This is a genomic window from Streptomyces sp. A18, from assembly GCF_059026065.1.
Map to the genome: position 1 here is coordinate 123,321 of NZ_JBWLKL010000013.1, position 21,500 is coordinate 144,820.

At 69.4% G+C, this 21,500-nt stretch carries 20 protein-coding genes; 6 read left to right on the forward strand and 14 right to left on the reverse strand.

Features of this window, described 5'->3' with window-relative positions:
* Positions 1–55: 55 nt before the first annotated feature.
* From AC5P1C_RS21975 to AC5P1C_RS22000, 6 genes are all read right to left on the reverse strand, one after another.
* Complete coding sequence (locus tag AC5P1C_RS21975) at positions 56–2,203, reverse strand: discoidin domain-containing protein (protein ID WP_493867599.1); 2,148 nt, start codon at positions 2,201–2,203, stop codon at positions 56–58.
* A 176-nt stretch (positions 2,204–2,379) separates the two neighbouring features.
* The gene (locus tag AC5P1C_RS21980; protein ID WP_493867600.1) at positions 2,380–3,987 is read right to left on the reverse strand and encodes a glycoside hydrolase family 13 protein; all 1,608 of its coding nucleotides are present in this window, start codon (positions 3,985–3,987) and stop codon (positions 2,380–2,382) included.
* A gap of 80 nt (positions 3,988–4,067) precedes the next feature.
* On the reverse strand, positions 4,068–4,943 hold the full coding sequence (locus tag AC5P1C_RS21985; protein ID WP_493867601.1) for a carbohydrate ABC transporter permease: 876 nt from the start codon (positions 4,941–4,943) through the stop codon (positions 4,068–4,070).
* 18 nt (positions 4,944–4,961) lie between these two features.
* A complete protein-coding gene (locus AC5P1C_RS21990) occupies positions 4,962–5,921 on the reverse strand; it encodes a carbohydrate ABC transporter permease (protein ID WP_493867602.1) in 960 nt (319 codons plus the stop codon).
* The gene (locus AC5P1C_RS21995; protein ID WP_493867603.1) at positions 5,921–7,369 is read right to left on the reverse strand and encodes an extracellular solute-binding protein; all 1,449 of its coding nucleotides are present in this window, start codon (positions 7,367–7,369) and stop codon (positions 5,921–5,923) included. The genes AC5P1C_RS21990 and AC5P1C_RS21995 overlap by 1 nt, the downstream gene beginning before the upstream one ends.
* A 224-nt stretch (positions 7,370–7,593) precedes the next feature.
* Positions 7,594–8,604, reverse strand: a complete 1,011-nt coding sequence (locus tag AC5P1C_RS22000) for a LacI family DNA-binding transcriptional regulator (protein WP_493867604.1) — start codon at positions 8,602–8,604, stop codon at positions 7,594–7,596.
* Between the two features lie 223 nt (positions 8,605–8,827).
* Between AC5P1C_RS22000 and AC5P1C_RS22005 the strand changes: the two genes are divergently transcribed.
* On the forward strand, positions 8,828–9,175 hold the full coding sequence (locus AC5P1C_RS22005; protein ID WP_493867605.1) for a hypothetical protein: 348 nt from the start codon (positions 8,828–8,830) through the stop codon (positions 9,173–9,175).
* 31 nt (positions 9,176–9,206) lie between these two features.
* On the opposite strand, the gene AC5P1C_RS22010 is transcribed toward AC5P1C_RS22005, so the two are convergent.
* The 3 genes from AC5P1C_RS22010 to AC5P1C_RS22020 all read right to left on the reverse strand — a co-directional run bounded on the left by AC5P1C_RS22010 (position 9,207) and on the right by AC5P1C_RS22020 (position 12,019).
* Positions 9,207–9,992, reverse strand: coding sequence for an SAM-dependent methyltransferase (locus tag AC5P1C_RS22010; RefSeq protein ID WP_493867606.1), 786 nt, complete (start codon positions 9,990–9,992; stop codon positions 9,207–9,209).
* A gap of 174 nt (positions 9,993–10,166) precedes the next feature.
* Positions 10,167–11,069 carry a serine hydrolase gene (locus tag AC5P1C_RS22015; RefSeq protein WP_493867677.1) on the reverse strand — a complete coding sequence of 301 codons (903 nt, stop codon included), beginning with the start codon at positions 11,067–11,069 and terminating at the stop codon, positions 10,167–10,169.
* Between the two features lie 44 nt (positions 11,070–11,113).
* Positions 11,114–12,019 (reverse strand): LysR family transcriptional regulator, encoded by a 906-nt coding sequence (locus AC5P1C_RS22020; protein WP_493867607.1) that lies wholly within the window; start codon positions 12,017–12,019, stop codon positions 11,114–11,116.
* Between the two features lie 177 nt (positions 12,020–12,196).
* On the opposite strand from AC5P1C_RS22020, the gene bla reads away from it, so the two are divergent.
* Positions 12,197–13,168, forward strand: a complete 972-nt coding sequence (gene bla / locus AC5P1C_RS22025) for a class A beta-lactamase (RefSeq protein WP_493867608.1) — start codon at positions 12,197–12,199, stop codon at positions 13,166–13,168.
* 114 nt (positions 13,169–13,282) lie between these two features.
* Positions 13,283–14,920 carry a penicillin-binding transpeptidase domain-containing protein gene (locus tag AC5P1C_RS22030; RefSeq protein ID WP_493867609.1) on the forward strand — a complete coding sequence of 546 codons (1,638 nt, stop codon included), beginning with the start codon at positions 13,283–13,285 and terminating at the stop codon, positions 14,918–14,920.
* A gap of 35 nt (positions 14,921–14,955) precedes the next feature.
* On the opposite strand, the gene AC5P1C_RS22035 is transcribed toward AC5P1C_RS22030, so the two are convergent.
* Positions 14,956–15,645 carry a ribonuclease H family protein gene (locus tag AC5P1C_RS22035; RefSeq protein ID WP_493867610.1) on the reverse strand — a complete coding sequence of 230 codons (690 nt, stop codon included), beginning with the start codon at positions 15,643–15,645 and terminating at the stop codon, positions 14,956–14,958.
* 68 nt (positions 15,646–15,713) lie between these two features.
* Complete coding sequence (locus AC5P1C_RS22040) at positions 15,714–16,301, reverse strand: acyl-CoA-like ligand-binding transcription factor (protein WP_493867678.1); 588 nt, start codon at positions 16,299–16,301, stop codon at positions 15,714–15,716.
* Between the two features lie 106 nt (positions 16,302–16,407).
* Here AC5P1C_RS22040 and AC5P1C_RS22045 point away from each other — a divergent pair, with 106 nt between their 5' ends.
* On the forward strand, positions 16,408–17,346 hold the full coding sequence (locus tag AC5P1C_RS22045) for an oxidoreductase (protein WP_493867611.1): 939 nt from the start codon (positions 16,408–16,410) through the stop codon (positions 17,344–17,346).
* A 10-nt stretch (positions 17,347–17,356) separates the two neighbouring features.
* Here AC5P1C_RS22045 and AC5P1C_RS22050 read toward each other — a convergent pair whose 3' ends face one another.
* A complete protein-coding gene (locus AC5P1C_RS22050; protein ID WP_493867612.1) occupies positions 17,357–18,316 on the reverse strand; it encodes a GNAT family N-acetyltransferase in 960 nt (319 codons plus the stop codon).
* Between the two features lie 91 nt (positions 18,317–18,407).
* Positions 18,408–18,917 (reverse strand): GNAT family N-acetyltransferase, encoded by a 510-nt coding sequence (locus AC5P1C_RS22055; protein WP_493867613.1) that lies wholly within the window; start codon positions 18,915–18,917, stop codon positions 18,408–18,410.
* A gap of 424 nt (positions 18,918–19,341) precedes the next feature.
* Between AC5P1C_RS22055 and AC5P1C_RS22060 the strand changes: the two genes are divergently transcribed.
* Both AC5P1C_RS22060 and AC5P1C_RS22065 read left to right on the forward strand, forming a co-directional pair.
* A complete protein-coding gene (locus tag AC5P1C_RS22060; protein ID WP_493867614.1) occupies positions 19,342–19,923 on the forward strand; it encodes a dihydrofolate reductase family protein in 582 nt (193 codons plus the stop codon).
* 87 nt (positions 19,924–20,010) lie between these two features.
* A complete protein-coding gene (locus AC5P1C_RS22065) occupies positions 20,011–20,442 on the forward strand; it encodes an STAS domain-containing protein (protein WP_493867615.1) in 432 nt (143 codons plus the stop codon).
* 34 nt (positions 20,443–20,476) lie between these two features.
* On the opposite strand, the gene AC5P1C_RS22070 is transcribed toward AC5P1C_RS22065, so the two are convergent.
* Positions 20,477–21,484 carry a hypothetical protein gene (locus AC5P1C_RS22070; protein ID WP_493867616.1) on the reverse strand — a complete coding sequence of 336 codons (1,008 nt, stop codon included), beginning with the start codon at positions 21,482–21,484 and terminating at the stop codon, positions 20,477–20,479.
* Positions 21,485–21,500: the final 16 nt, after the last annotated feature.

A 21,500-nucleotide genomic window follows, 5' to 3' on the forward strand; every position in this document is an offset into this window, starting at 1 on the left:
CGCCCCGCCCCCCGGCCAGAGCCGTGAGTGAGCGGGGCGCGCGGCACGCGGGAGTTCAGGACAGATAGGCCTCCACTTCGCTGAACTGGGCTGCGGGCCAGCCCGTGTTGGCCGTGACGCGCAGCCGCAGGTGTCGGATGTCAGGGGAGGAGGCGGGCAGCGTGATGGTCACCTTGTTGCCGCTCGCCGGGTCGAAGCGGTAGTCCTTCGACTCGGCCAGGGTGCTGTAGGTGGTTCCGTCGGCGCTGCCCTGGACCGACAGGGTCTGGGTCCTCGACCCCCAGGCGGCGGGCGGCGGCAGCTTCAGGACGAGTCTGCCCACCGCTTCGGTCTTGCCGAGGTCGACGGTGATCGACTGGGGGAAGGCGTTGTTGGTGGATTCCCAGTACGTCGCCGCGTCGCCGTCGACCGCCTTCGCCGGGGTGTAGACGTCGACCGATCCGGTCGCGGTGGCCGGGCGGCTCTTGGCTACGTTGCGTTCCGGGTCGGGGCCGGGGTTGCCGCCACCGGGTTCCGGCCAGGTGGAGCAGTCGTCCCAGGTGCTGTCCCAGCCGGAGTTGCCGCCTCCGTCGGTCAGGGCGAAGGTGCCGGATCCTGCCGGGTAGGGGCAGTTGTAGACACCGGCCGCGCCGACGCCGGTGGCCTTGACGTTCGACATCTTCACCGCGCCCGGCGTCTCGGCCTGGACGACGACCGTGCCCACCTCGTCGATGGTGGTGCGGTCGATGTTCACGTTCTTCACCGCCTTGCCGGTGCCGCCGCCCGACACGAACTCGTACGCGCTCCAGGGGCTGTCTGTGATCGTCGTGTCGGTGATGTTCACCGTGGCCTCGATGGCGCTGTCGTACGCGTCCACGCGCAACGCGCCCATCGGGTGCTGCCAGTTGGGGTTCATGGCTCCGGTGCGTACGAGGCTGTTCCCGGAGACGGTGATGGTGCCTGCCAGCGGGAAGAACGGGTCCAGGAACTTCTGGTTGGAGATGGCGATGCCGCTGCCCAGGGCATTGGTGTCGAGGATCAGGTTGTCCTTGACGGTGATGTCGCGGCCGCCGTAGATGGCAATGCCGTTGGCGAGGTTGGGCTGCGAGATGGTGTTGGCTTCGAAGGTCGAGTCGCTGTTGGTGGTGTTGAGGGACCACATGGCCAGGGCGTCGTCGCCGGTGTTGCGCAGGAAGTTGTTGCGTACGTCGACGCCCTTGGCTGTGCCGTTGAGGTTGAGGCCGTCGGCGGTCATGTCGAGGAAGCGGCTCTTCTCCACGACCAGGTTGTCGTTGTTGCCCGTGAGCCAGAGGCCGACCTTGAGGTGCTGCAGCCACATGCCGGAGACGGTGGAGTTCGGGCCGAGCGAGCCGTTGACGAAGTTGTCCGGGTTGTTGTCGACCCGCTCGGTGACCTCGCCGATCACCGCGAAGTCGTGCAGGCCCACCTTGCCGGTGGGTGCGCTCGACTGGTCGATGAAGCGTGAACTGCGTACGACCGAATGCCAGTTGCCGGCGCCGCGGATCGTCACGTTGTCGACGTTGTTGAGGGACTGGGTGAGCTTGTACTCGCCCGGCGGGATCCACACCGTGCCGCCCTTGGCCGCCGCGATGGTCTCGCGGAAGGCCTGGGTGGAGTCACCCTGACCGGTGGGGTCGGCGCCCTTGTCGGTGACCGAAAGCGCGCCGGATGGCTTGGTCGGGGCGCCCGCGACCTGCTCGAAGTCGGCCACGTCAACCGTGACTTGGGTGGAGGTGGCTGCCAGTTTCACCTTGTCGCCCGACTGCAGGTTCTGGCCGAGCTGCAGCCGTGCGTTGTCGAAGAGGTGGTGGGTCTTGGAGCCCGCGATCCAGGAGGTGTCGATGTAGCTGTATTTCGACGTGACGGCGAGCGTCTTGGAGATCTTCTGCCCGTTGACGTAGACGTCCATCGAACCTGCTTGGCCGTCGGGCACGTTGTAGGCGACGTTGACCGCGTTCGCGGCATCGGCGAGCGTGAACTCCACGCTCTGGCCGGCCGCGAGGCGCACCGCCTGCCGGCCCGACGCCTCGGAGGCGACCGTGCCCTGCGTGTAGTCGGGGCCGATCTTGGTGCCGTTCGTGGTCGCGCTCTCCGCCTCGATGGAGGTGAAGGGCAGCGTGGCACCCGCTGCCGCCTCGGCGGCGTGCGCGCCGGCGGCCGTGAGGCCGGTGACGAGGGTGCCGGCGAGGCCCGCGGTGGCCACGGCGGCACACCACTTACGGCTCGACCCCGACGTACGGCTCCCTGTAGCGCTCCTTGAAGTGCTTCTTGTACTGCTTCTTGTAGTGCTCCTGTCAGGTCTACCCATGGGTGGTGCACCTTCCTTGTGAGTGGGGAGGTCAGTGCTCGGTCGCGGGTGGGCGTTCGGTGAGCTGGAGGTCAGACGCGCAGCCAGACCGCCGTGTCCTGCGGCAGGCGGCCCGCGTCGTCCAGGGGGCCACTTGCCAGCAGGAGGCGTGTGTGGACCGGGAGTTCGACGGGCGTGGGGGCGAGGTTGACGACGCAGGCCAGGCCCTGTTCGCGCACGAAGGCCAGGACGCCGTCGGCAGCCGGCAGCCAGCTCAACGGGCCGTCGCCGAAGCCCGGTTCGATGCGGCGCAGGCGCAGGGCGGTGCGGTAGAGCGTGAGCATGGAGTGAGGGTCCATGACCTGGAGGTCGGCGGCGTACGAGGGCCAGTCCTCCGGCTGGGGCAGCCAGGGTCCGGTCATCGACCCGAAGCCCGCGTGCGGTTCGTGGGCCGACCAGGGCAGGGGCACCCGGCAGCCGTCGCGGCCCGGGTCGGTGCCGCCGGAGCGGAAGTGCATGGGGTCCTGGATGCGGTCCAGCGGGATGTCGGCCTCGGGCAGGCCGAGTTCGTCGCCCTGGTAGATGTAGACGGCTCCGGGCAGGGCGAGGGCGAGGAGCGCCGCGGCGCGGGCGCGGCGGGTGCCGAGCGCCAGGTCGGTGGGGGTGCCGAACTCCTTGGTGGCGAAGTCGAAGCCGGTGTCGTCGCGGCCGTAGCGGGTGACCGTGCGCGTCACGTCGTGGTTGCACAGGACCCAGGTGGCCGGGGCGCCGACCGGGGCGTGCTCGGCGAGGGTGGCCTCGATGGACGTACGCAGCTTGTCCGGGTCCCAAGGGCAGGACAGGAAGGAGAAGTTGAAGGCGGTGTGCATCTCGTCGGGGCGCAGATAGCGGGCGAAGCGTTCGGCGTCGGGCAGCCAGACCTCGCCGACGAAGACGCCCCCGTACTCGTCCGCGACGGCCCGCCAGGAACGGTAGATGTCGTGGAGTTCGTCGCGGTCGATGAAGGGATGCGGGTCGACGCCCTCGGTGAAGTCGGGCAGGGCGGGGTCCTTGGCGGGCAGGGCCGCCGAGTCGATCCGTACGCCGGCCACTCCGCGCTCGAACCAGAACCGCAGGACGTCCTCGTGCTCCGTACGGACCGCCGGGTGCGCCCAGTTGAGGTCGGGTTGCTCGGGGGCGAAAAGGTGGAGGTACCACTCGCCGTCCTCGACCCGGGTCCAGGTCGACGCGGTCGCGGAGAACTGGGACGGCCAGTCGTTGGGCGGGAGTTCACCGTGTGCGCCGCGGCCGGGGCGGAAGTGGAAGAGCTCGCGTTCGGGGGCGCCGGGGCCCGCGGCGAGGGCTGCCTTGAACCAGACGTGCTGGTCGGATACGTGGTTGGGGACGATGTCGACGATGGTGCGGATGCCGAGCGCGCGGGCCTCGGCGATCAGCTTCTCGGCTTCGGCGACGGTGCCGAAGGCGGGGTCGATGACGCGGTAGTCGGTGACGTCGTAGCCTCCGTCGACCATGGGCGAGAGGTACCAGGGGCTGAACCACAGGGCGTCGACACCGAGTTCGGCGAGGTAGGGCAGCTTGGCCCGGACGCCCGCGAGGTCCCCGGTGCCGTCGCCGTCACCGTCCGCGAAGCTGCGTACGTACACCTGATAAATGGCGGCCGAGCGCCACCAGGCGGCGTCGGTCGGGGAGGTTTCTGCCACGTGAGGTTCCTTTCGGGCAGGTGGGACCCCGTCGCCGTGGCTTGATGCGGTGGCGGGGTGCGCGAGATGTGGGCCCGGGGTCAGCCCTTGAGGCTGCCGGCGGTCAGGCCGCTCATGATGTTGCGCTGGAAGATCAGGAAGATGATCAGGGTCGGCAGCGAGGCGATGGCGAGGGCGGCAAGGAGCCAGTTCTCCGAGACGCTGGCGGCCAGGGAGTAGATGCCGACGTTGACCGTCTGCTTGGCGGGGTCGGGCAGGGTGAGCATCGGCCAGAGGAAGTCCTTCCAGACTGCGACCACCGCGAAGATCGACACGACGCCGAGGATCGGCCGGGACAGCGGAAGGACTACGGAGCGCAGGGTGCGCAGCGACGAGGCGCCGTCGATGGAGGCGGCGTCCAGGAGTTCGCGTGGGATGGAGTCGAAGAACCGCTTGAGCAGGAAGATGTTGAAGGCGTTGGTGACCGAGGGGAGCCAGATCGCCCAGGGCGAGTTGATGAGGTTGCGCTCCACGACCGGCACGTCCAGGACGGTCAGGTACTGCGGTACGACCAGGACGGTGGCCGGGATCATCAGGGTGAGCAGCATCGCCCCGAGGATCGCCTTGCCGAACACGGGCCGCAGCTTGGAGAGCGAGTAGGCGGCGGCCACGTCGAAGATCAGCTGGAAGGCGAGCGCGCCGAACGCGTAGTACAGGGTGTTGAACAGGAGCCGGGCCAGGTCCATCACGCCCCAGGCGTCCGCGTAGTTCTGCGGATGGACGGCGTCGGGGACCAGGGTGGGTGGTGTCCGGGCGAATTCCTGCGGGGATTTGAGGCCGCTGGTGACCATCCAGTACAACGGGCCGATGAAGACCAGGGTGAAGACGATCACCACCACGGTGAAGGCGGTCCAGTACAGGACCTTGCCGCGGGGCCTGGCCAGTTGGGCCGGGGAGATCAGGGTGCGTGTGCTCATGTCCGTGCTCTCCCCCGGCTAGTCTTCGCTGCCTGCGCGGCTCAGTCGTACGTACGCCGCCGAGAACCCGGCGAGCAGTACGAGCAGGACCAGGCCGAGCGCTGCCGCGCTGCCGTAGTTGTTGAAGGTGAACGCGTACTGGTAGATGAGGTGGACGACGGTCAGGGTCGCGCCCTCGGGGCCCGCGCCGCCGGTGAGCAGGAACGGCTCCACGAAGACCTGCATCGTGGCGATGATCTGCATGAGCAGCATCAGCGAGAGGATGAGCCGGGTCTGCGGGATCGTGACGTGCCAGATCCGGCGGAGGACACCCGCGCCGTCCAGTTCAGCCGCTTCGTACAGCTCTCCGGGGATCGACTGCAGCGCGGCCAGGTAGATCAGCGTCGCGCCGCCCATGTTCATCCAGGTGGCGGCGATGACCACGGAGAGCATCGCGGTGTCGGTGTCCTGCAGCCAGGCCTGTCCCGGCAGGCCCACGGATTCCAGGATGCGGTTGAACAGGCCGTATCCGGGGTCGTAGAAGTACTTGAAGAGCAGGACGGATGCGACGGGCGGCAGCATCACCGGGAGGTAGACGAGCAGCCTCAAGTAGCCCCGGCCGTGCCGGAATTCATTGAGGACGAGCGCGATGGCGAAGGGCACGGCGAAACCGAGGAGCAGGGCGAGGCCGGTGAACATCAGGGTGTTGCGCCACGCCTGCCAGAAGGCCGGGTCGTTGAAGATGTAGGTGAGGTTGGACCAGCCGGCCCAGACCGTCTCGCCGTTCTCGGTCTTCTGGAAGGCCAGGATGAACTCCCTGACCATCGGATACCAGGAGAAGATCGAGAAGCAGAGCAGGGCGCCGATGAGGAACGCGTGGGCGGTGAGATTGCGCTTCAACGCCTGGCGGAACGGCCCCTGTTCGGGGCGGGAGGCCCGGCTGCCCTTCGGCTCTGCCGGCTGCCGGGCCTCGTTCTTGTGAAGGGTGGGCGCGGACATCACTGATTGGCCAGAACCTGATTGACCTGTTGCTCGGCGGTCTTGAGCAGCTTGTCCGCGTCGGCGTCCTTGTTGGTGAGGACGGCCGACATCAGCGTGTCCAGGACCTTGTAGACCTCTTGGGCCTTGGGCGGTTCGGCCTTGCCGGTGACCGGCTTGTCGGTGAAGGCCTGGAAGTTCTCGACGGGCATCGTCGAACTTTCCTCGCGGGCCTTGTCGTCCTTGGCCTTGCTGTCGCCGGTCCAGAAGTTCGGCTGCGGCAGACCGACGGGCAGACCGTCAGCTTTGGTGCGGGCCCAGTCGAACTGTCCCTTGCCGACACTGAGGAACTTGAAGTTGATCCACGCGATCGCGGCCTTGATCTGGTCGGGCGAGCTGCCCTTCTTGATCATGTAGTCGTTGCCGCCGAAGAGGGTGGCCTTCTGGCCGGGTATCGGGCCCATCCCGAAGTCGTCGTACTTCGCGCCGAGGTTCTGCACCATGTACGTGATGTCGTCGGGCGCGGCGAGGAACATGCCGAGCTTGTCGGCGGCCATCTGCTTCTGCAGGTCGCCCCACTTCAGGAGCTGGGTCTTGCCCATGCTGTTGTCGTCCCAGCGCATGGCCTTGAGGTTGTCGACGATCTGCTTGCCGGTGTCGTTGTTGAAGGCGGCCTTGGTGCCGTCCTCGCTCACGATGTCGCCGCCGAGGCCGTAGGTGGTGGCGGTGAAGTGCCAGCCGCCGTTGTTGCCGGCGCTGTACTCGCCGAAGCCCGAGACGCCGTCGCCGAGGGCGGCGATCTTCTTGGCGGCGGTGCGGACCTCGGCCCAGGTGGTGGGAGGCGAGTTGGGGTCGAGCCCGGCCTTCTCGAAGAGCTTGCGGTTGATCAGCAGGCCCATCGTGTAGTTGCTGAAGGGCAGGCCGTAGAGCTTGTCGTCCTTCTTCAGGACGTTGACGACGTTCGGGTCCATGTCCCCCAGCGCCGGGACGGACTTGTCGTTGACGTAGGCGCTGATGTCCTGGGCGCCTTCGTTGTCCAGGACCTGCTGCAGGTCGGTGAAGTAGCTGTAGAAGACGTCCGGTTGGGACTTCGCCTTCAGCATCGCGGTGAAGCGGGGAGGCTCCAGGCAGGGGTCGGTCTGCTTCCCCTTGATCGTGACGTTCGGGTACTTCTCGTTGAACGCCGCGACGTCCTCCTTCCACTGCTTGAGCTCGGCCTTCTCGGCGGCCGGCGGCATGCAGTCGATGGTGAGCGTCACCTTGGTCTTCGGGTCGAGCGGGGCGGCGGCGTTGGCCGCGTCGGCGCCCGTGTCCCCGTCGGAGTCGCTCTCGCTGCTGCTGGTGCCGCAGGCCGCGAGTGCGGTGAGGGCGAGCGCGGAGACGACGGCGACCGTGGCCGTGCGGCGGTTGGTGGTGCGGGTGGTGCGGCGGCGGATACGTCGGTGGTACGGCATCCAGGTGCTGCTCATCGGTGGACCCCTTTGGACAGCGCCACCTGCCCGTGCGGGCAGGGACGGCATGGCAGGAGCAGGGAAGCCCACAGCTGCGCGGACTGTGTGGCGGCGCTTACTCAAGCACCGACAGCAGATCCGCGCAATATCTCGCGCGATGATTGAAAGAAATTGACAGCGCGACCGCGATGATCCACCGCGGGCGGACCTCGGACGGCTGCCACCTCCCGCGTATCCCCCGTCTACTCCTGCGGCGGCTGCCCCGTCGAGCCGCGCACCACCAACTCCGGTTCGAAGAGCAGCTCTTCCGTGGGCACCGCACTGCCCGCGATCTGCAGCGCGAGGAGCTCGACCACGGCGCGGCCCATGGTCTCGATCGGCTGACGCACCGTGGTCAGCGGCGGCTCTGTGCAGGTCATGAACGCCGAGTCGTCGTACCCGACGACGGAGACGTCCCGCGGAACGCCGAGGCCCCGGCGGCGCGCGGCGCGCACCGCACCGAGCGCGAGGGGGTCGCTCGCGCAAATGATGCCGGTGACTCCGACGTCCAGGAGCTTCGCGGCGGCGGCCTGACCGCCCTCGATCGAGAACATCCCCCGCGAGACGTGCTCATCGGGCAGCACCCCGCCGACCTGCTCGGCGACCGCACGGGCGGCGGCGAGCTTGCGCTGCGACGGCATGTGGTCGGCAGGCCCGAGCACCAATCCGATGCGGCGGTGACCGAGCGAGGACAGATGCCGCCAGGCCTGCTCGACGGCGACCGCGTCGTCACAGGACACCGCCGGGAAGCCGAGCCGCTCGATGGCCGCGTTCACGAGGACCACCGGGATCTTGCGCGCCTCGAGCCGCTTGTAGTGCTCGTGCGGGGCGTCCGCCTGCGCGTACAGCCCGCCGGCGAACACGACACCGGACACCTGCTGTTGCAGCAGCAACTCGACGTAGTCCGCCTCGGAGACGCCACCCTTGGTCTGGGTGCACAGCACAGGGGTCAGCCCCTGCTGGGCGAGCGCCCCGCCGATCACCTCCGCGAACGCGGGGAAGATCGGGTTCTGCAGCTCCGGCAGCACGAGCCCCACGAGCCGGGCCCGCTCGCCGCGCAGTTGGGTGGGCCGCTCGTACCCCAGAACGTCCAGGGCCGAGAGCACGGACTGCCGGGTCGCGTCGGAGACCCCCGGCTTGTTGTTGAGCACCCGGCTGACCGTGGCCTCACTGACCCCGACCTTCCGCGCCACCTGAGCAAGTCGTCGCGTCATGGACGCAAGAATACTGCAAGTCTTGCGTGCTGTTTGCGTGCTTGCTGAATCCGTCCGGAATCGTCCCCCGTGAACCCCGGCCGGGCCGAACGGGTGAGGGCGGATCGTTTCGGCGGGTGGTGGCCGCGCATTCAGGTATCACCGCTGGTCAGGACGGGAATGCGGGATGCGTTCAGGTGCCGTTCCCAGCACTGATGCCGATCCCAGCAAAGGAAAACGATCCATGCGTCTTCGTCACTCACTGGCCGCCGCGGCCAGTGCCGCCGTGCTCATCCTGACCGTGCCCGGCTCCGCCCACGCGGCCGAGGGCGACTTCCGCTACACCTACGTCGACAGCAGCGGCGAGGAGAAGCAGGCCACCCTGCACGACCCGGACAGCGGCGAATGCGTCACGCTCCCCGAAGCCGCCCAGGAGTACACCCAGCCGCCCGCCCACTCCCCCAAGAACCGCACCGACTCCTACGCGCTCGTCTTCACGAACGCCGACTGCTCCGGCGACCAGTTCACGTTGCGCCCCTACACGGGCGGCGCGAGCGAGCGGTTGAAGCTTCGGTCGGTCCTGTTCTCCTGACCCCGGGCCGGACGGTCGTCCGCGTCGCACCTCAGGGGACGCGGGCGACCGCGACGTAGAAACCACTCAACTCGGCCTTCGGGGCGGGGGTTTCCTTGTACCAGTGCGTCGCCGTCACCAGGCCGGGATCGACCAGCTCCAGCCCCTCGAAGAAGCGCTCGACCTCTGCGCGGCGCCGCATCCTCAAGGGAACCCGGCCCTTCTTGTAGGTCTCGGTGACGGAGTCCGCGAGCTCGGGGTGTTCGTCGGTGGTGCCGTGGGACAGCACCAGATAGCTGCCGGACGGCAGGGCGTTCACGAGGGTGCGCGTGAGGCCGTAAGGATCCTCTTCGTCGGTGATGAAGTGCAACAGGGCGATGAGGGAGAGCGCGATGGGGCGGTCGAAGTCCAGCCGCGCGCGGGCGTGGTCGAGGATCGCCTCGGGCCGGCGCACATCCGCCTGCACGTAGTCCGTGGCGCCTTCCGGGCTGCTGACCAGCAGCGCTTCGGCGTGCCGCAGCACGATGGGGTCGTTGTCGGCGTACACGACCCTGGAGCTGGGAGCGATCTCCTGGACGATCTGGTGGAGGTTCGGCGCGGTGGGGATGCCGGTGCCGATGTCGAGGAACTGCGTGACACCGTTGTCAGCCAGCCACGCTGCGGCGCGGTGCATGAACGCCCGATTCCGCGCCGCGTTCGCGCGTGCCGCGGGAGGCAGCTTCTCGCCCATCTCCTGATCGACGAGATAGTTGTCCTTGCCGCCCAGGAGCCAGTCGTAGACGCGCGCGGGGTGCGGCTTGCTGGTGTCGATGTGGACGTTCGTGTCGTCTGCAGTCATCCGTGGCTCCCCTACGTGTCTGACCAGTTTCAGTGTGCGGCGGGCGATCAGCGCCCCGCCCCAGCAGGCAAGGATCTTCCGAGCCTACAGGCCCATGGTTCAACTGTTCTGCCTGGTGGGAGAGTTCGCGGTGGCTACGACCAGGCCGCCTCAACTCCCCCTGCGACAGCGCCGCTAGAGCTGTCGCAGGTGGTCGCGCAGGCTTCGGGCCGCCTGCGCCATGACGGCGTCGGCGCCGGGCTGCGCGCCCGCCGGGACGAGGGACTCGGTCAGGACGGCGATCGCGAAGCACTGGCCGTCGGAGTGCTCGACGACACCGATCTCGTGACGCAGATTGAGCAGGGTGCCGGTCTTGGAGGACCAGGTGCTGGCGTCGGAGCTGAAGTCCGGGGTGAGCCGATGCCGAAGTACGTTGTGGGCCATGAGATCGCGCAACCGCTCGGCCACGTCCGGGTGGACCTTCGACGGCGTCCACAGAGCCTGCAGCAGGTCGACGAAGGTGCGTGCGCTGCCGGTGTTGGCGCGGGTGGTGTCGAGCTGCGGCAACCGATGCCCACGGCCGCTGGTACCGGCGTCGATGGCGAGGGCGTGGGCGAGATGGGTCTGGTCGGCGTCGAACCGCTCCACGGGAGTGTCGAACAGCTCGCCCACGCAGTGCCGTACGGCGATACCGCGGATGCCGAGCTCGTGGAGGATGCCGGCGACCTGGGCGGGCGGCGTGAGCTCGAACAGCGCGTTGGCGGCCGTTCCGTCGCTCAGGCAGATGCTCAGGTAGAGCAGGTCGTCGACCGCGATCCGGGCCGGGTGGCGGAACCGGCTCAGCCCGGTGGGGCCGGGCGTGGTGACCTGTCCGGGCGGCACCTCGAGCACCGTCGCCCCGTCGAGCTCGCCCCGCCGGATCCGCTCGACCGTCGCCAGCGCGAGCGGGACCTTGACCAGGGAAGCGGAGGGCAGTTGGGTGTCCGCCTCGATCCCCAGCTCCTCTCCCGTGCGCAGGTCCCGCACGAGCAGGCAGCCGTGCAGGCCGCCGTCGCGCAGTTGCCCGCGGATGTCGCGCAGCAGTGCCTCGGTGTTCACGCCCCCGCCAATGCCACGGTCCACCCCACTGTTCATGCCGCCGGTCATGGCGCCGTCCCTCCCTTTGTCCCTGCCTGGGGGACGCCCGTGCCCAGGCAGCGGGCGATGGCATCGCCCAGGCGTGCTTCGATGTGCTGCGGATTGCCCTCCGCCGCGGCGGCCAGGGCGAAGCCCCTGCCGAGCGCGATCTCCCCCATGGGCCGCCATTTCAGGGCGAGTTCCTCGGCCTGCGCCAGGGAGCACAGCAACAGGTCGCCCGAGCACAGGACTTCCGCCGCTGCGCCCGTCAGGTCGGCCGCGGCGACCAGTTGCGCGGGCCGCAGGCCCACCGCGTCACGCAGACGCGTCAGCGGGTCGCGGATGTGCGGCACGTCGTCCTCCGGCTGGATCCAGACGCGGCGCGGCGGACCGGAGGAGGCACGTCCGACGCGCAGCGTCTCCAGGTAGACGCGCCGCACGCCGGGTTCCTCGGCCCCCGCGAGCCCGAGCGGCACCGACCACGTCGCCTCGTCCGCGGGCACCGCGAGCAAGGCGGCCCGCACCTGCTGCGCGTGCAGGAGCTCCCTGCGCCGTGTCGGCGCCGCGACCCGCAGGTCGAGCGTGACGCCGTGCCCGCGCGCCTCGGCGACGAGGCGCGCGAGACCGACCGTGGAGCAGATGCCCGGCACCGCGAGCCGCCACGGCTTGCGCTTGACGGCTTCCGCCTCGTCGAGGAGCACATCGGCGGCCTGCACGAGCTGCCGGGCGGTCGGCAGCATGTCCCGCCCGAAGGGGGTGAGGACGGCGCGCCGCGACGTGCGCTCGAACAGCGGCTCGCCGAAGCGTTCCTCCAGCGCGGCGACGCGACGGCTTGCCACCGACTGGGACATCCGGGACGCCGCCGCTCCGTCGGTGAAGCTGCCGTACTCACTCACGCTGATGAACGCGCGACACGCTCCGACCAGATCCACGCCCCGAAGCCTATGCCAGATCAGCATGGAACCGCGCAGGAGCGTATTGGACCGCATACGTCACCGGGGGCAAGGGTGGCACTGGCACTCACGACCACGTCCCGGGACGGAGCCGTGCCGCCCCGTCCCCCCATCCCCCATGCGCCCTGCCTCTGGGGCGCCCCGGAGGTCTGGCCCATGCAGAACACCCGTGCCCGTCGCACCATGCTCGGCGCCCTCGCCACGCTCTGCCTCGTCCCCCTCGTGGCCTGCGCGGAAGACGACTCATCGGCCTCGTCTGCCGCCTCCAAGGAGTCGACACGCCCCGCGGGAGCGTCGAAGCACTCAGAGGCGTCGAACACATCGAAGACGCCGAAGACGCCGAAGGCGTTCACCCGCGATCTCAAGGCGCTTGAGCGCAAGTTCGACGCGCGCCTTGGTGTCTACGCCGTCGACACCGGCACCGGGCACGAGGTGGCCCACAACGCCGACGAGCGCTTCGCCTACAACTCCACCTTCAAGGCGCTGGCCGCCGGAGCCGTCCTCGACAAGTACTCCCTGAGCGGCCTCGACCGGAAGATCACGTACTCCAAGGACGATCTGGTCGCCAACTCCCCCGTGACCGAGAAGCACGTCGAGACCGGGATGACCCTGGGTGAACTGTGCGACGCCGCCGTCCGCTACAGCGACAACGCCGCGGCCAACCTGCTCTTCGATCAGCTCGGCGGGCCCAAGGGTCTGGACACCGTACTCGAGAAGATGGGCGACGACGAGACGCGGATGGTGCGCCGCGAGCCCGATCTGAGCACATGGATCCCGGGCGAGAAGCGGGACACGAGCACCCCGCGGGCGCTGGCCGACGACCTGCGCGCGTTCGTCCTCGGGGACGCCCTCGGCAAGGGCGAACGCGCACAGCTGACGAAGTGGCTCAAGACCAACACCACCGGGGACAAGACCATCAGGGCCGGTGTGCCCAAGAACTGGGTGGTCGGCGACAAGACAGGGACGGGCCAGTACTACGGCGCCCGCAACGACATCGCCGTGGTGTGGCCCGCCGACGGCGCCCCCATCGTGATGTCGATCCTGTCGAACCGCGGCACGAAGGACGCCGAGCCCTCCGACGAGCTGATCGCGGAAGCGGCCTCCGTTACCGCCGATTCGCTGTCGTAGCAGGAGGTACGCCGGTGGGGTGCGGCGACATGCGCGCACCCCCGGCCCCCGCACCCCGCGCCCTTTCCCGACGCTCCGCTGCCCGCAGCGGGAAGCCAGTACAAGGAGCCCTTGATGACGGACGTCGATGTCGCACCCCTCACCAGACCCGGCCGCGGACCCGCCAGGAAGGGGCCCCGCGTGGTGGTCGCGGCGGGGCTGACGCTCGCGCTCGCCGCGGGCATCGGGTACGCCGCAGAGCTGGGCCCCTTCGACCCCGGACCCTCGACACCCGACCCGAAGGCGACGGAGCGGGCGCGCGCCTTCCTGGCGGCCTGGGAGGCGGGGCGCATGTCGCGCGCGGCGGCGCTGACCTCGAGTCCCCAGCAGGCGGAGCGTGTCCTGAACAGCTTCACCGCCGGGCTCGACATCAGTGAGCCGACCCTGACGCCGGGAGCCGCCAAAGCCGGTGAGGACGGCACCGTGACCGTGGCTTTCACCGCCAAGATGCCCGTCACCGAGCTGGGCACCTGGACCTACGCCTCGACCCTGCCCCTGCGCAAGCAGGACGACGGCGCGTGGAAGGTGGACTGGGCGCTGTCCCTCGTGCACCCGAAGCTGAGCAGCACGGAGAAGTTCCGCCTGGAACGGGAGGACACCGCCGGGCCCGAGATCAACGACCGCGCCGGGAACGCCTTGTCGAGCGAGACGCACCCCTCCCTCGGCCCGCTCCTCCCCCAGATCGCCGGGGGCAGCGGCGCCGGTCCGCGGGGCGCGGTCCAGCGCGTCGACCGGGCCACCGGCGAGGTCACGGGCACCGAGGCCTCCTTCGGCAAGAAGTCCGACCGCCCCGCCGACCGTCCCGTGGCCACCACCCTCGACGCCACCTGGCAGGCCGCCGCGGAGAAGGCACTCGCCACCAAAGCCAAGGGCAAGGACGCCGCGCTCGTCGCCCTGCGGATCGATGACGGGGAGATCCTGGCCGTGGCCAACTCCCCCTCGTCCGGGTTCAATCGCGCCGTCTCGGGCACCTACGCGCCCGGCTCCACCTGGAAGATCGTCACCACCGGCGCGCTGCTGCTCAAGGACGCGGTGGCACCCGGCGACGTCGTGGACTGCCCCAAGTACCTCACCGTCGGCAAGCGGTTCCAGAACGTCGAGACCTCCGAACACCGGGGCGCCACCTTCCGCAAGGACTTCACCGCCTCGTGCAACACCGCGTTCATCGGCCTGCGCGACAAGGTCGGTGACCAGGAACTGGGCGACGTCGCCGGAAAGTACTTCGGGGTCGGGCAGAAGTGGGACGTCGGGATCCCCTCGTACGACGGGTCCGTCCCCGTCCCCCGTGACCAGACCGAGAAAGCGGCTTCGATGATCGGACAGGGCAGGGTGCAGGCCAACCCGCTGATCATGGCTTCGGTCACGGCGACAGCGGTGTCCGGCACCTTCCACCAGCCCACCCTCACCAGTGACACCGAGGACACAACCACCACGACCCCGCTTCCGCGTGAAGTCGTCTCTCAGCTGCGCGAGTTGATGCGCGCCACGGTCACCGAAGGCACGGCCACGGTCCTGGCCGATCTGCCCGGCGATGTGGGAGCCAAGACGGGCACCGCCGAGGTGTCCGACGACGTTCCCAACAACGGCTGGTTCGTCGCGCATCGCGGCAATGTCGCCGTGGCCTGCGTCGTCGAGAAGGGCGTCACCGGCGGCTCCTCCGCCGGGCCTGTCGTCCGCAGCCTCCTCGGGGCCGTGCCGGACGACCCCTCCTGACCGACGTCAAACGGCCGAGCGACCCGCCCTGGGCCTCAGGACTCCCGGCACTCCACGTGACCCCAGCCGTGCGCGTTCTTCGCGATCTTCTCACCGGCGGCGTAGGGCTTCTGGCAGTGGCAGCGGCCGGGGAACTTGGCCTTGATGACCGCACCCGAACTCCCCTTGCCCGCCCGCGCGGTGGAACTCTTGCGGGGGCGCGCGGCGGAGGGCGAGGACGTCATGCGCTCGGGCCGCGGCTCGGGGATCGTCAGCGCCCCGTGGACCGTACCGGCGGGCTCCTGCGTCGTGGCCGCGTCGCTGGCCGCGACGTCGGCGATCGCGTTGAGGTGATCGCCGTCCACCTGGTGGGCGGCGACGTGCCGGAAGGTCACCGGGCGGCCTTGCAGCAGCGCGTCGATGCGTACGACGAGATCCTTGTTGGCGACCGGCTTCTTCGCGGCGGTCATCCAGCCGTTCCGCTTCCAGGACGCGATCCACTTGCTGACGGCGTTCATCGCGTACTGGCTGTCCATCCGGACCTCCAGCGGTACCGCGGGGTCCGTGGACTCCAACAGCTCGGCCAGCGCGGTCAGTTCGGCCACATTGTTCGTTGCGTGGCCGAGCGGACCTGCCTCCCACCGCTGCGGGCGCTCATCGGCATCGGCGACCACCCAGGCCCAGGCCGCAGGGCCGGGGTTCTTCTTCGCGGCTCCGTCACAGGCAGCGATGATCAAGTCAGACATACCTCGATGATGCCAGCCCGCACGAGTCGGGCACGCCACCGCCCCTCCGGCGGCGGCCCGCCCAGGCCCTACGTCCCTTCGGCGTCCAGCGCCGGGGCGATGACGGCGAAGGCACGGTCGGTCAGCTCGGCGGGATCCTCGGCACCGTCGCTGTCGCTCCACCGTTGCAGCACGGCGTCGAAGGCGGTCAGCGCCATCCCGGCGGCAAGGCGCGGGTAGAGGTCCACGCCCGCGTCACGTCCCAGACGCCGCGCCACCTCCCCCGTCAGGTCGTCACCCCACTGCGCCTGGCGCTCCAGGAAGCGGGCGCGCAGGGCCGGCGTACGCAGAATCAGCCGCACCACGGGCAGCACCCGCTCGGAGTGGTCGCCACAGGCGGCGAGGGGAACCCACACCGCGTGCCGCAGCGCCACGGCGGGCCGCTCCTCGACGGGGCGAGCGGCCAACTCCGCGTGGATGCCGACGCCCATGTCGGCCAGGAACTGGACGACCACGTCCTCCTTGGAGGCGAAGTACCGGAAGAACGTCCGCCGGGAGACCCCGGCGGTGGTCACGATCTCGTCGATGGTGACCGCGTCGAACCCCTTCCGCGCAAGGAGTTGCAGCGCCGCTTCGGTCAGCTCGTTCGAGACGAGCTGCCGTTTGCGCTCGGCCATGCTCACTTCGGGGCGGGTACTCACCGGACCATCGTACACACCATGCCCTGTATGACACTCAAGCACACTCTTGACACTCAGTGCCAACAGCGACAGCATGTGCCGCATGACGCAGCAACAACGCTGGACAGCCGAGCAGACACCGGACCAGACCGACCGGGTGTTCGTCGTCACCGGGGCCAACAGCGGCCTCGGCCTGGCGACCGCCCACGCAATCGCCCGGCGGGGCGGGCACGTGATCCTGGCGGTGCGCGACGAGGCGAAGGGCCACCGGGCGGTCGCCGAGATCACCGCGGCACACCCGGGCGCGAGCCTGGAGGTACGCCGCCTCGACCTGGCCGACCTCGACTCGGTGCGCGGCTTCGCCGATCAGCTGCACGCCGACCATCCGCACATCGACGTGCTCATCAACAACGCGGGGGTGATGGCGCCACCTCGTACGCTCAGCGCGCAGGGCCACGAGCTGCAGTTCGCCTGCAACCACCTCGGCCACTTCGCGCTCACCGGCCTGCTGCTCGACCTGCTGGCCGCGGGGAGCGACCCCCGCGTGGTGACGGTCAGCTCGATCAACCACCGGCAGGGGCGCATCCGCTTCGACGACCTGACCGGCGAGCGCGGCTACAAGCCCATGGGCTTCTACAACCAGTCGAAGCTCGCCAACGCCGTCTTCGGCCGGGAGCTCCACCGCCGCCTGACCGAGTCCGCAAGCCCCGTGCGCAGCGTGCTCGCCCACCCCGGCTACAGCGCCACCCAGCTCCAGATGGGCACGCCGATCGGCCTGTGGCGGGTGGTTCTCGGACGCATCGGCAATCCGCTGTTCGCCCAGCGCCCGGCCGATGGCGCGCTGCCCCAGCTGTACGCGGCGACCGAACCGGACGCGCGGAGCGGCGAGTTCATCGGTCCGGGCGGCCTGGCCGAGCTGCGCGGCGCACCACGGCGCGTGCAGCTTGCGCCCGCGGCGGCCGACCCCGAGACGGGCCGCCGCCTGTGGGAGCTCTCGGAGCGCTTGACCGACGTACGGTTCGCGTTCAAGGCCGTCGCCTGACGGCGCTTCGTCAGCGCACGGCGGGGAGGATCAACTCCCAGGTGTCGACGGCGAAGTCGAGGGTCATGCCGTGGCGTTCGTACAGGGCGAGCGCCCCGGTGCTGTTGTCGGTGTCCACTCCGAGGCCGATCCGTTCGCGCCCCAGCGCCGCGTAGTAGCCGAAGGCGTGGCGCAGGAGGTAGCTGCCCAGGCCCTTGCCCCGGGCCTGGCTCAGCACTCCGAGGTGGCCGATCCAGGCCATCGACGCGCGGTCGTTGTGGGTGTGCAGCACCGCCGCGTCCCCGAGGCCGTCGACGTGCGCGATCCACGTCCGGGACCAGTCGGCGCGCTCGGCGTCGAGGTCGTGCAGCCACTGTTCGTACGTGCGCGGCTGGAAGTCGAAGTGCTCTGCGAAGGATTCCTGCAGCAGCGCGTGGGCGCGCCGGCGGTCCGGCTCGGCCAGGCAGGGACTCAGTGTCACGCCGGCGGGCGGCTCCGGCAGCCGGTCCTTGGCGGTGGAAAGGTCACGGGCCATCGCGTTGTAGCGCCGGACCGGTGTCCAGCCCCGCCCGCGCAGCGCGTGCAGGTCCACGGTGGGGGCGGTGTTGAGGCCCAGGTGCACCACCGCCCGGTCCGCGCCGTTGGCAGCGGCCCGCTCGACGGTGCGCGCCTCCATCAGCTCGAACAGGTGACGGGAGGCCTGGGACCGGTCGGGCAGCGTGTAGAACTCCACGTCGATCCGCTCGCCGCCGGACTCGTCCCACATCAGGCCGTACGCGATGAGCCTGCCGTCGTCGAACAGCAGCCAGGAGTCGTGCTCCAGGTCCACCTCGGGGTGCTTCAAGTCGGCCTGGATCTCGGAGAGTGCGGTGTCGGCCCGGCCGATCTCCAGCAGGTCGATCTCGTTGAGCAGCGCGCACACCGTCGCCGCGTCGTCGAACGTCGCCGGGCGCACGGTCAGGCCTGGCGGCAGGGTGGTGGGCGTGGTCATGGGCCCACTCTCCGATGCCGGAAGTCTGGCCGCAACGGACTTTTTCGGGCCGTGCCGGGGCCATTGCGGCCCCCGGCACGGTCGGCTTCGACTAGATGCCGAACGGCGCGGCATAGCGCACCGTGCCGCTGGGCAGCGGGTGATCGGCGTCGAGGGCGAGGGCCATCATGGCCTCGTCAGGGACCTCGATGCTGATGCCGATACCGTACGTCGAGGCACGGGTGAAGCCGAAGCGCGGGTAGTACGCCGGATGTCCGAGGACGGTGACGAAGCGCTCGCCCCGGCCCTTGGCCACCTCGAGCGCGGCACGGATGGCCGCGGAGCCCGCTCCGGTCTTCTGGTACTCGGGGAGTACGGCGACGGGGGCCAGGCACAGGGCCGGGGTGTCCCCGATGTGGCAGCGGGTCAGCAGGGCGTGGCCGACGAGCTTGCCCTCCTGGTCGGTGGTGACGATGGACAGCCCGTCGATCCAGGCGGTGTCGGCGCGCAGTGCGTCGACGAGGTCGGCCTCCGACGGAGTGTCGAACGCGGCGACGTCGATGGCGTGGACGGCGGGGATGTCAGCGCTGGTCTCGGCGCGCGTGATCCAGGTGTTACTCATGATGGATGGAGATCCGTTTCATGGTGGGTACGTGTGGGTGGTGCCCCGCGAGCTCACGCTCCCGGCGAGGGCGAATCCAGCTGAGGTCAGGCCACGACCCGGGACGTGAGGGTGGTCCGGGCGGTGCGCATGGCAGTGGCCTTGAGCGCGGTCATCAACCCCAACTCCCCACTTCCTCGATACCGGATCTCACACGAACGCCGACGATCTTACCATCCGCCCGCTGGGCTCAGGAGAAGACCGCGTGGACCTGGTCGACGGCCTCGGGCCCGTTTTGGTGAGCGCCATGATCACGCCCACCGATTCCGGTGATCCGGATCCGTTCATCATGTCCGGCCTGCACCTCAGGCCCCACCGATGATTCTGGACGCCCGCAGCGGTCACCACTGGTGGAACGCACACTCAGTGGAGGTGGAGAAACACCATGCGCACGCTCGCTGTCACCCAGAACATCACCGTCGACGGTTCGGTCGAGATGCTCACCGACTGGTTCGACCCGCAGGGCCAGGACGGGGTCGACATGGCCGACGTGCTGGAGGAGAGCCATCGGCAGGACAGCCGGGCCGACGCCCTGCTGCTCGGTCGGCAGACGTTCGAGGACTTCCGTGGCTACTGGCCGCGGCTGACCGACGACACCACCGGCATCGCCGATTACCTCGACAAGGTGCACAAGTACGTGGTGTCCACCTCGCTGGAGGACCCCCTGTGGGCGAACTCGACCGTGCTCGCGGGCGACGCCGTCCAAGAGGTGACCTCGCTCAAGGAGCAGCGCGGCAAGGACATCGTGCTCACCGGGAGCATCACCTTGGCGCACACACTGATCGAGGCGGGACTTGTCGACGAGTACCGCTTCTTCGTCTACCCGGCGGTCCAGGGCCGCGGCCGCCGCCTCTTCCCCGAGGGTTATGAGATCCCGCGGCTGCGGCTGGTCGAATCGAAGGCCTTTCGCAGCGGGATCACGCTGCAGCGCTACGTCCCCCGCCGCGATGGGAGCCCAGAGGCGTAGGGAGGGATGGACGGGGGACTCGGGAGCGAGGCAGATTGTGCACCGGCATGCACACGGGCTTCCGTACGACGACCACTGGGGGGCGCGATGTCGACGCAGACCCATCGCCTCATCATCAACGAGCTGACACGGTGCGACGAGTGTGCCGTGCTGCGCGTGAGCGGTGAACTCGACCGGACCGCCGAGAAGTTCTTCCTGCGTACGCTCGGCGCCTCCGTCATGGCGGGGCATCGACATCTCGTTCTCGATGTGACGGCGCTCGTGTTCTGCGACTCCCGTGGGCTCAACTGCCTGCTCGGGGTGCGGTGGTTGCTGCGGCGCCGCGAGGGCCAGCTTCTGCTTGCGGGAGCCGGCCGCCACCTCGTCGAACTCCTGACGCTGACCGGCAGCACGGAGATTTTCCCCCGCCATCTCACCGTAGGCCGGGCCCTGCTGGCCCTGCCGCCGTCCCACCGCCCCCTGTGGCCGCCCGCGCCCTCCCGGCCGCTTGACGGCGCGCCGAGCGACGCCCCGCCATGACGACGGCGGCGTCGGCTCGGTGCGCGGGGCCCCGCTACTTCGCCCGAGCCAGAGCGATCGCGCCCTGAAGCCGCTCCCCCGCCTCGTACATCATGTAGGGGACGCCGTTCTCCGTTCCGAAACTCGGTGACGCGCTGCGCCCGTTGTCCGGCGCCGCGTCCATCGAGTCGTGGAAGACGCCGAGGTGATCGCGGCGCGAGAAGTCCTTGCCGACCTCGGTGATCAGTATGTTTCCGCCGCTGCCCTTGTCCGTGTTGTAGACGACGTAGGCGCTGTTCCCGCGTGTCAGCAGGTGCGGCCCGCCCACGTTCTGCGCCCCCACATCCCCATGACGGATCAGCGGGGTCTGGTCGAAGGTCCAGTTGCGCCCGTCCTGCGACCAACCCCAGGCTATGTCACGGTGGTTGGTGGTGTTGTTCAGCATGAAGAGCATCACGTAACGGGCCCCGCGGGACGGCAGATCGTGGCGGAACACGCGGGCATAGGACGTCTCGGTCGAACCGGCAGGCAGCATCGAGGTGGACAGCACCACCTTGTCGTACGTGAAGTGGATGCCGTCCTTGGAACGGGCCAGGCGGGTCGTGGTGTTCTCCCCGTGGAAGTAGAGCCACATCTCCTCGGCGTCCTCGTTCCACAGCACGTGGGGCGAGGAGACGTGGCTGACCTTGTAGTGCGGCTGCCAGTCGTTCGTGACGAGCGGGTTGGCCGCGTACTCGGTGAAGGGGCCGTCGATCGAGTCGCCGTAGGCCAGGCAGATGCCGCCGGGGGCGTCGTGCGGCGCGTAGTAGAGGTAGAACCGGCCCAGCGCGCCGGGGATCCGGCCGACGGTGCCGCGCAGACACGGGAAGATGATCTCGCCCGTGGGGTTGTAGTCGAGGTCCGAGGGCTTCAGCACCGTCCGCACGTACGTGTAGTCGGGGAAGCCGCCCGGTGCCGCGACGGCCGTGCCCGCCGTCCCGGCGCCGATCGCCAGGGCCGTGCCGGTGGCGGCCGCCCCGCGCAGGAAGACGCGGCGCGGGACATTGTGCTGGGGCTCGTTCATTTCTGGACTCCGTCCT

Bases quoted from the DNA above. Each gene is read 5' to 3' on its own strand.
- AC5P1C_RS22050 (WP_493867612.1), bottom strand. From the start codon at position 18,316: ATGACCACGCCCACCACCCTGCCGCCAGGCCTGACCGTGCGCCCGGCG.
- AC5P1C_RS21990 (WP_493867602.1), bottom strand. From the start codon at position 5,921: ATGTCCGCGCCCACCCTTCACAAGAACGAGGCCCGGCAGCCGGCAGAG.
- AC5P1C_RS22010 (WP_493867606.1), bottom strand. From the start codon at position 9,992: ATGACTGCAGACGACACGAACGTCCACATCGACACCAGCAAGCCGCAC.
- AC5P1C_RS22070 (WP_493867616.1), bottom strand. From the start codon at position 21,484: ATGAACGAGCCCCAGCACAATGTCCCGCGCCGCGTCTTCCTGCGCGGG.
- AC5P1C_RS22040 (WP_493867678.1), bottom strand. From the start codon at position 16,301: ATGGCCGAGCGCAAACGGCAGCTCGTCTCGAACGAGCTGACCGAAGCG.
- AC5P1C_RS22035 (WP_493867610.1), bottom strand. From the start codon at position 15,645: ATGTCTGACTTGATCATCGCTGCCTGTGACGGAGCCGCGAAGAAGAAC.
- AC5P1C_RS22055 (WP_493867613.1), bottom strand. From the start codon at position 18,917: ATGAGTAACACCTGGATCACGCGCGCCGAGACCAGCGCTGACATCCCC.
- AC5P1C_RS21995 (WP_493867603.1), bottom strand. From the start codon at position 7,369: ATGAGCAGCACCTGGATGCCGTACCACCGACGTATCCGCCGCCGCACC.
- AC5P1C_RS22005 (WP_493867605.1), top strand. From the start codon at position 8,828: ATGCGTCTTCGTCACTCACTGGCCGCCGCGGCCAGTGCCGCCGTGCTC.
- AC5P1C_RS22030 (WP_493867609.1), top strand. From the start codon at position 13,283: ATGACGGACGTCGATGTCGCACCCCTCACCAGACCCGGCCGCGGACCC.
- AC5P1C_RS22065 (WP_493867615.1), top strand. From the start codon at position 20,011: ATGTCGACGCAGACCCATCGCCTCATCATCAACGAGCTGACACGGTGC.
- AC5P1C_RS22045 (WP_493867611.1), top strand. From the start codon at position 16,408: ATGACGCAGCAACAACGCTGGACAGCCGAGCAGACACCGGACCAGACC.
- AC5P1C_RS22000 (WP_493867604.1), bottom strand. From the start codon at position 8,604: ATGACGCGACGACTTGCTCAGGTGGCGCGGAAGGTCGGGGTCAGTGAG.
- AC5P1C_RS21985 (WP_493867601.1), bottom strand. From the start codon at position 4,943: ATGAGCACACGCACCCTGATCTCCCCGGCCCAACTGGCCAGGCCCCGC.
- AC5P1C_RS22060 (WP_493867614.1), top strand. From the start codon at position 19,342: ATGCGCACGCTCGCTGTCACCCAGAACATCACCGTCGACGGTTCGGTC.
- bla (WP_493867608.1), top strand. From the start codon at position 12,197: ATGCAGAACACCCGTGCCCGTCGCACCATGCTCGGCGCCCTCGCCACG.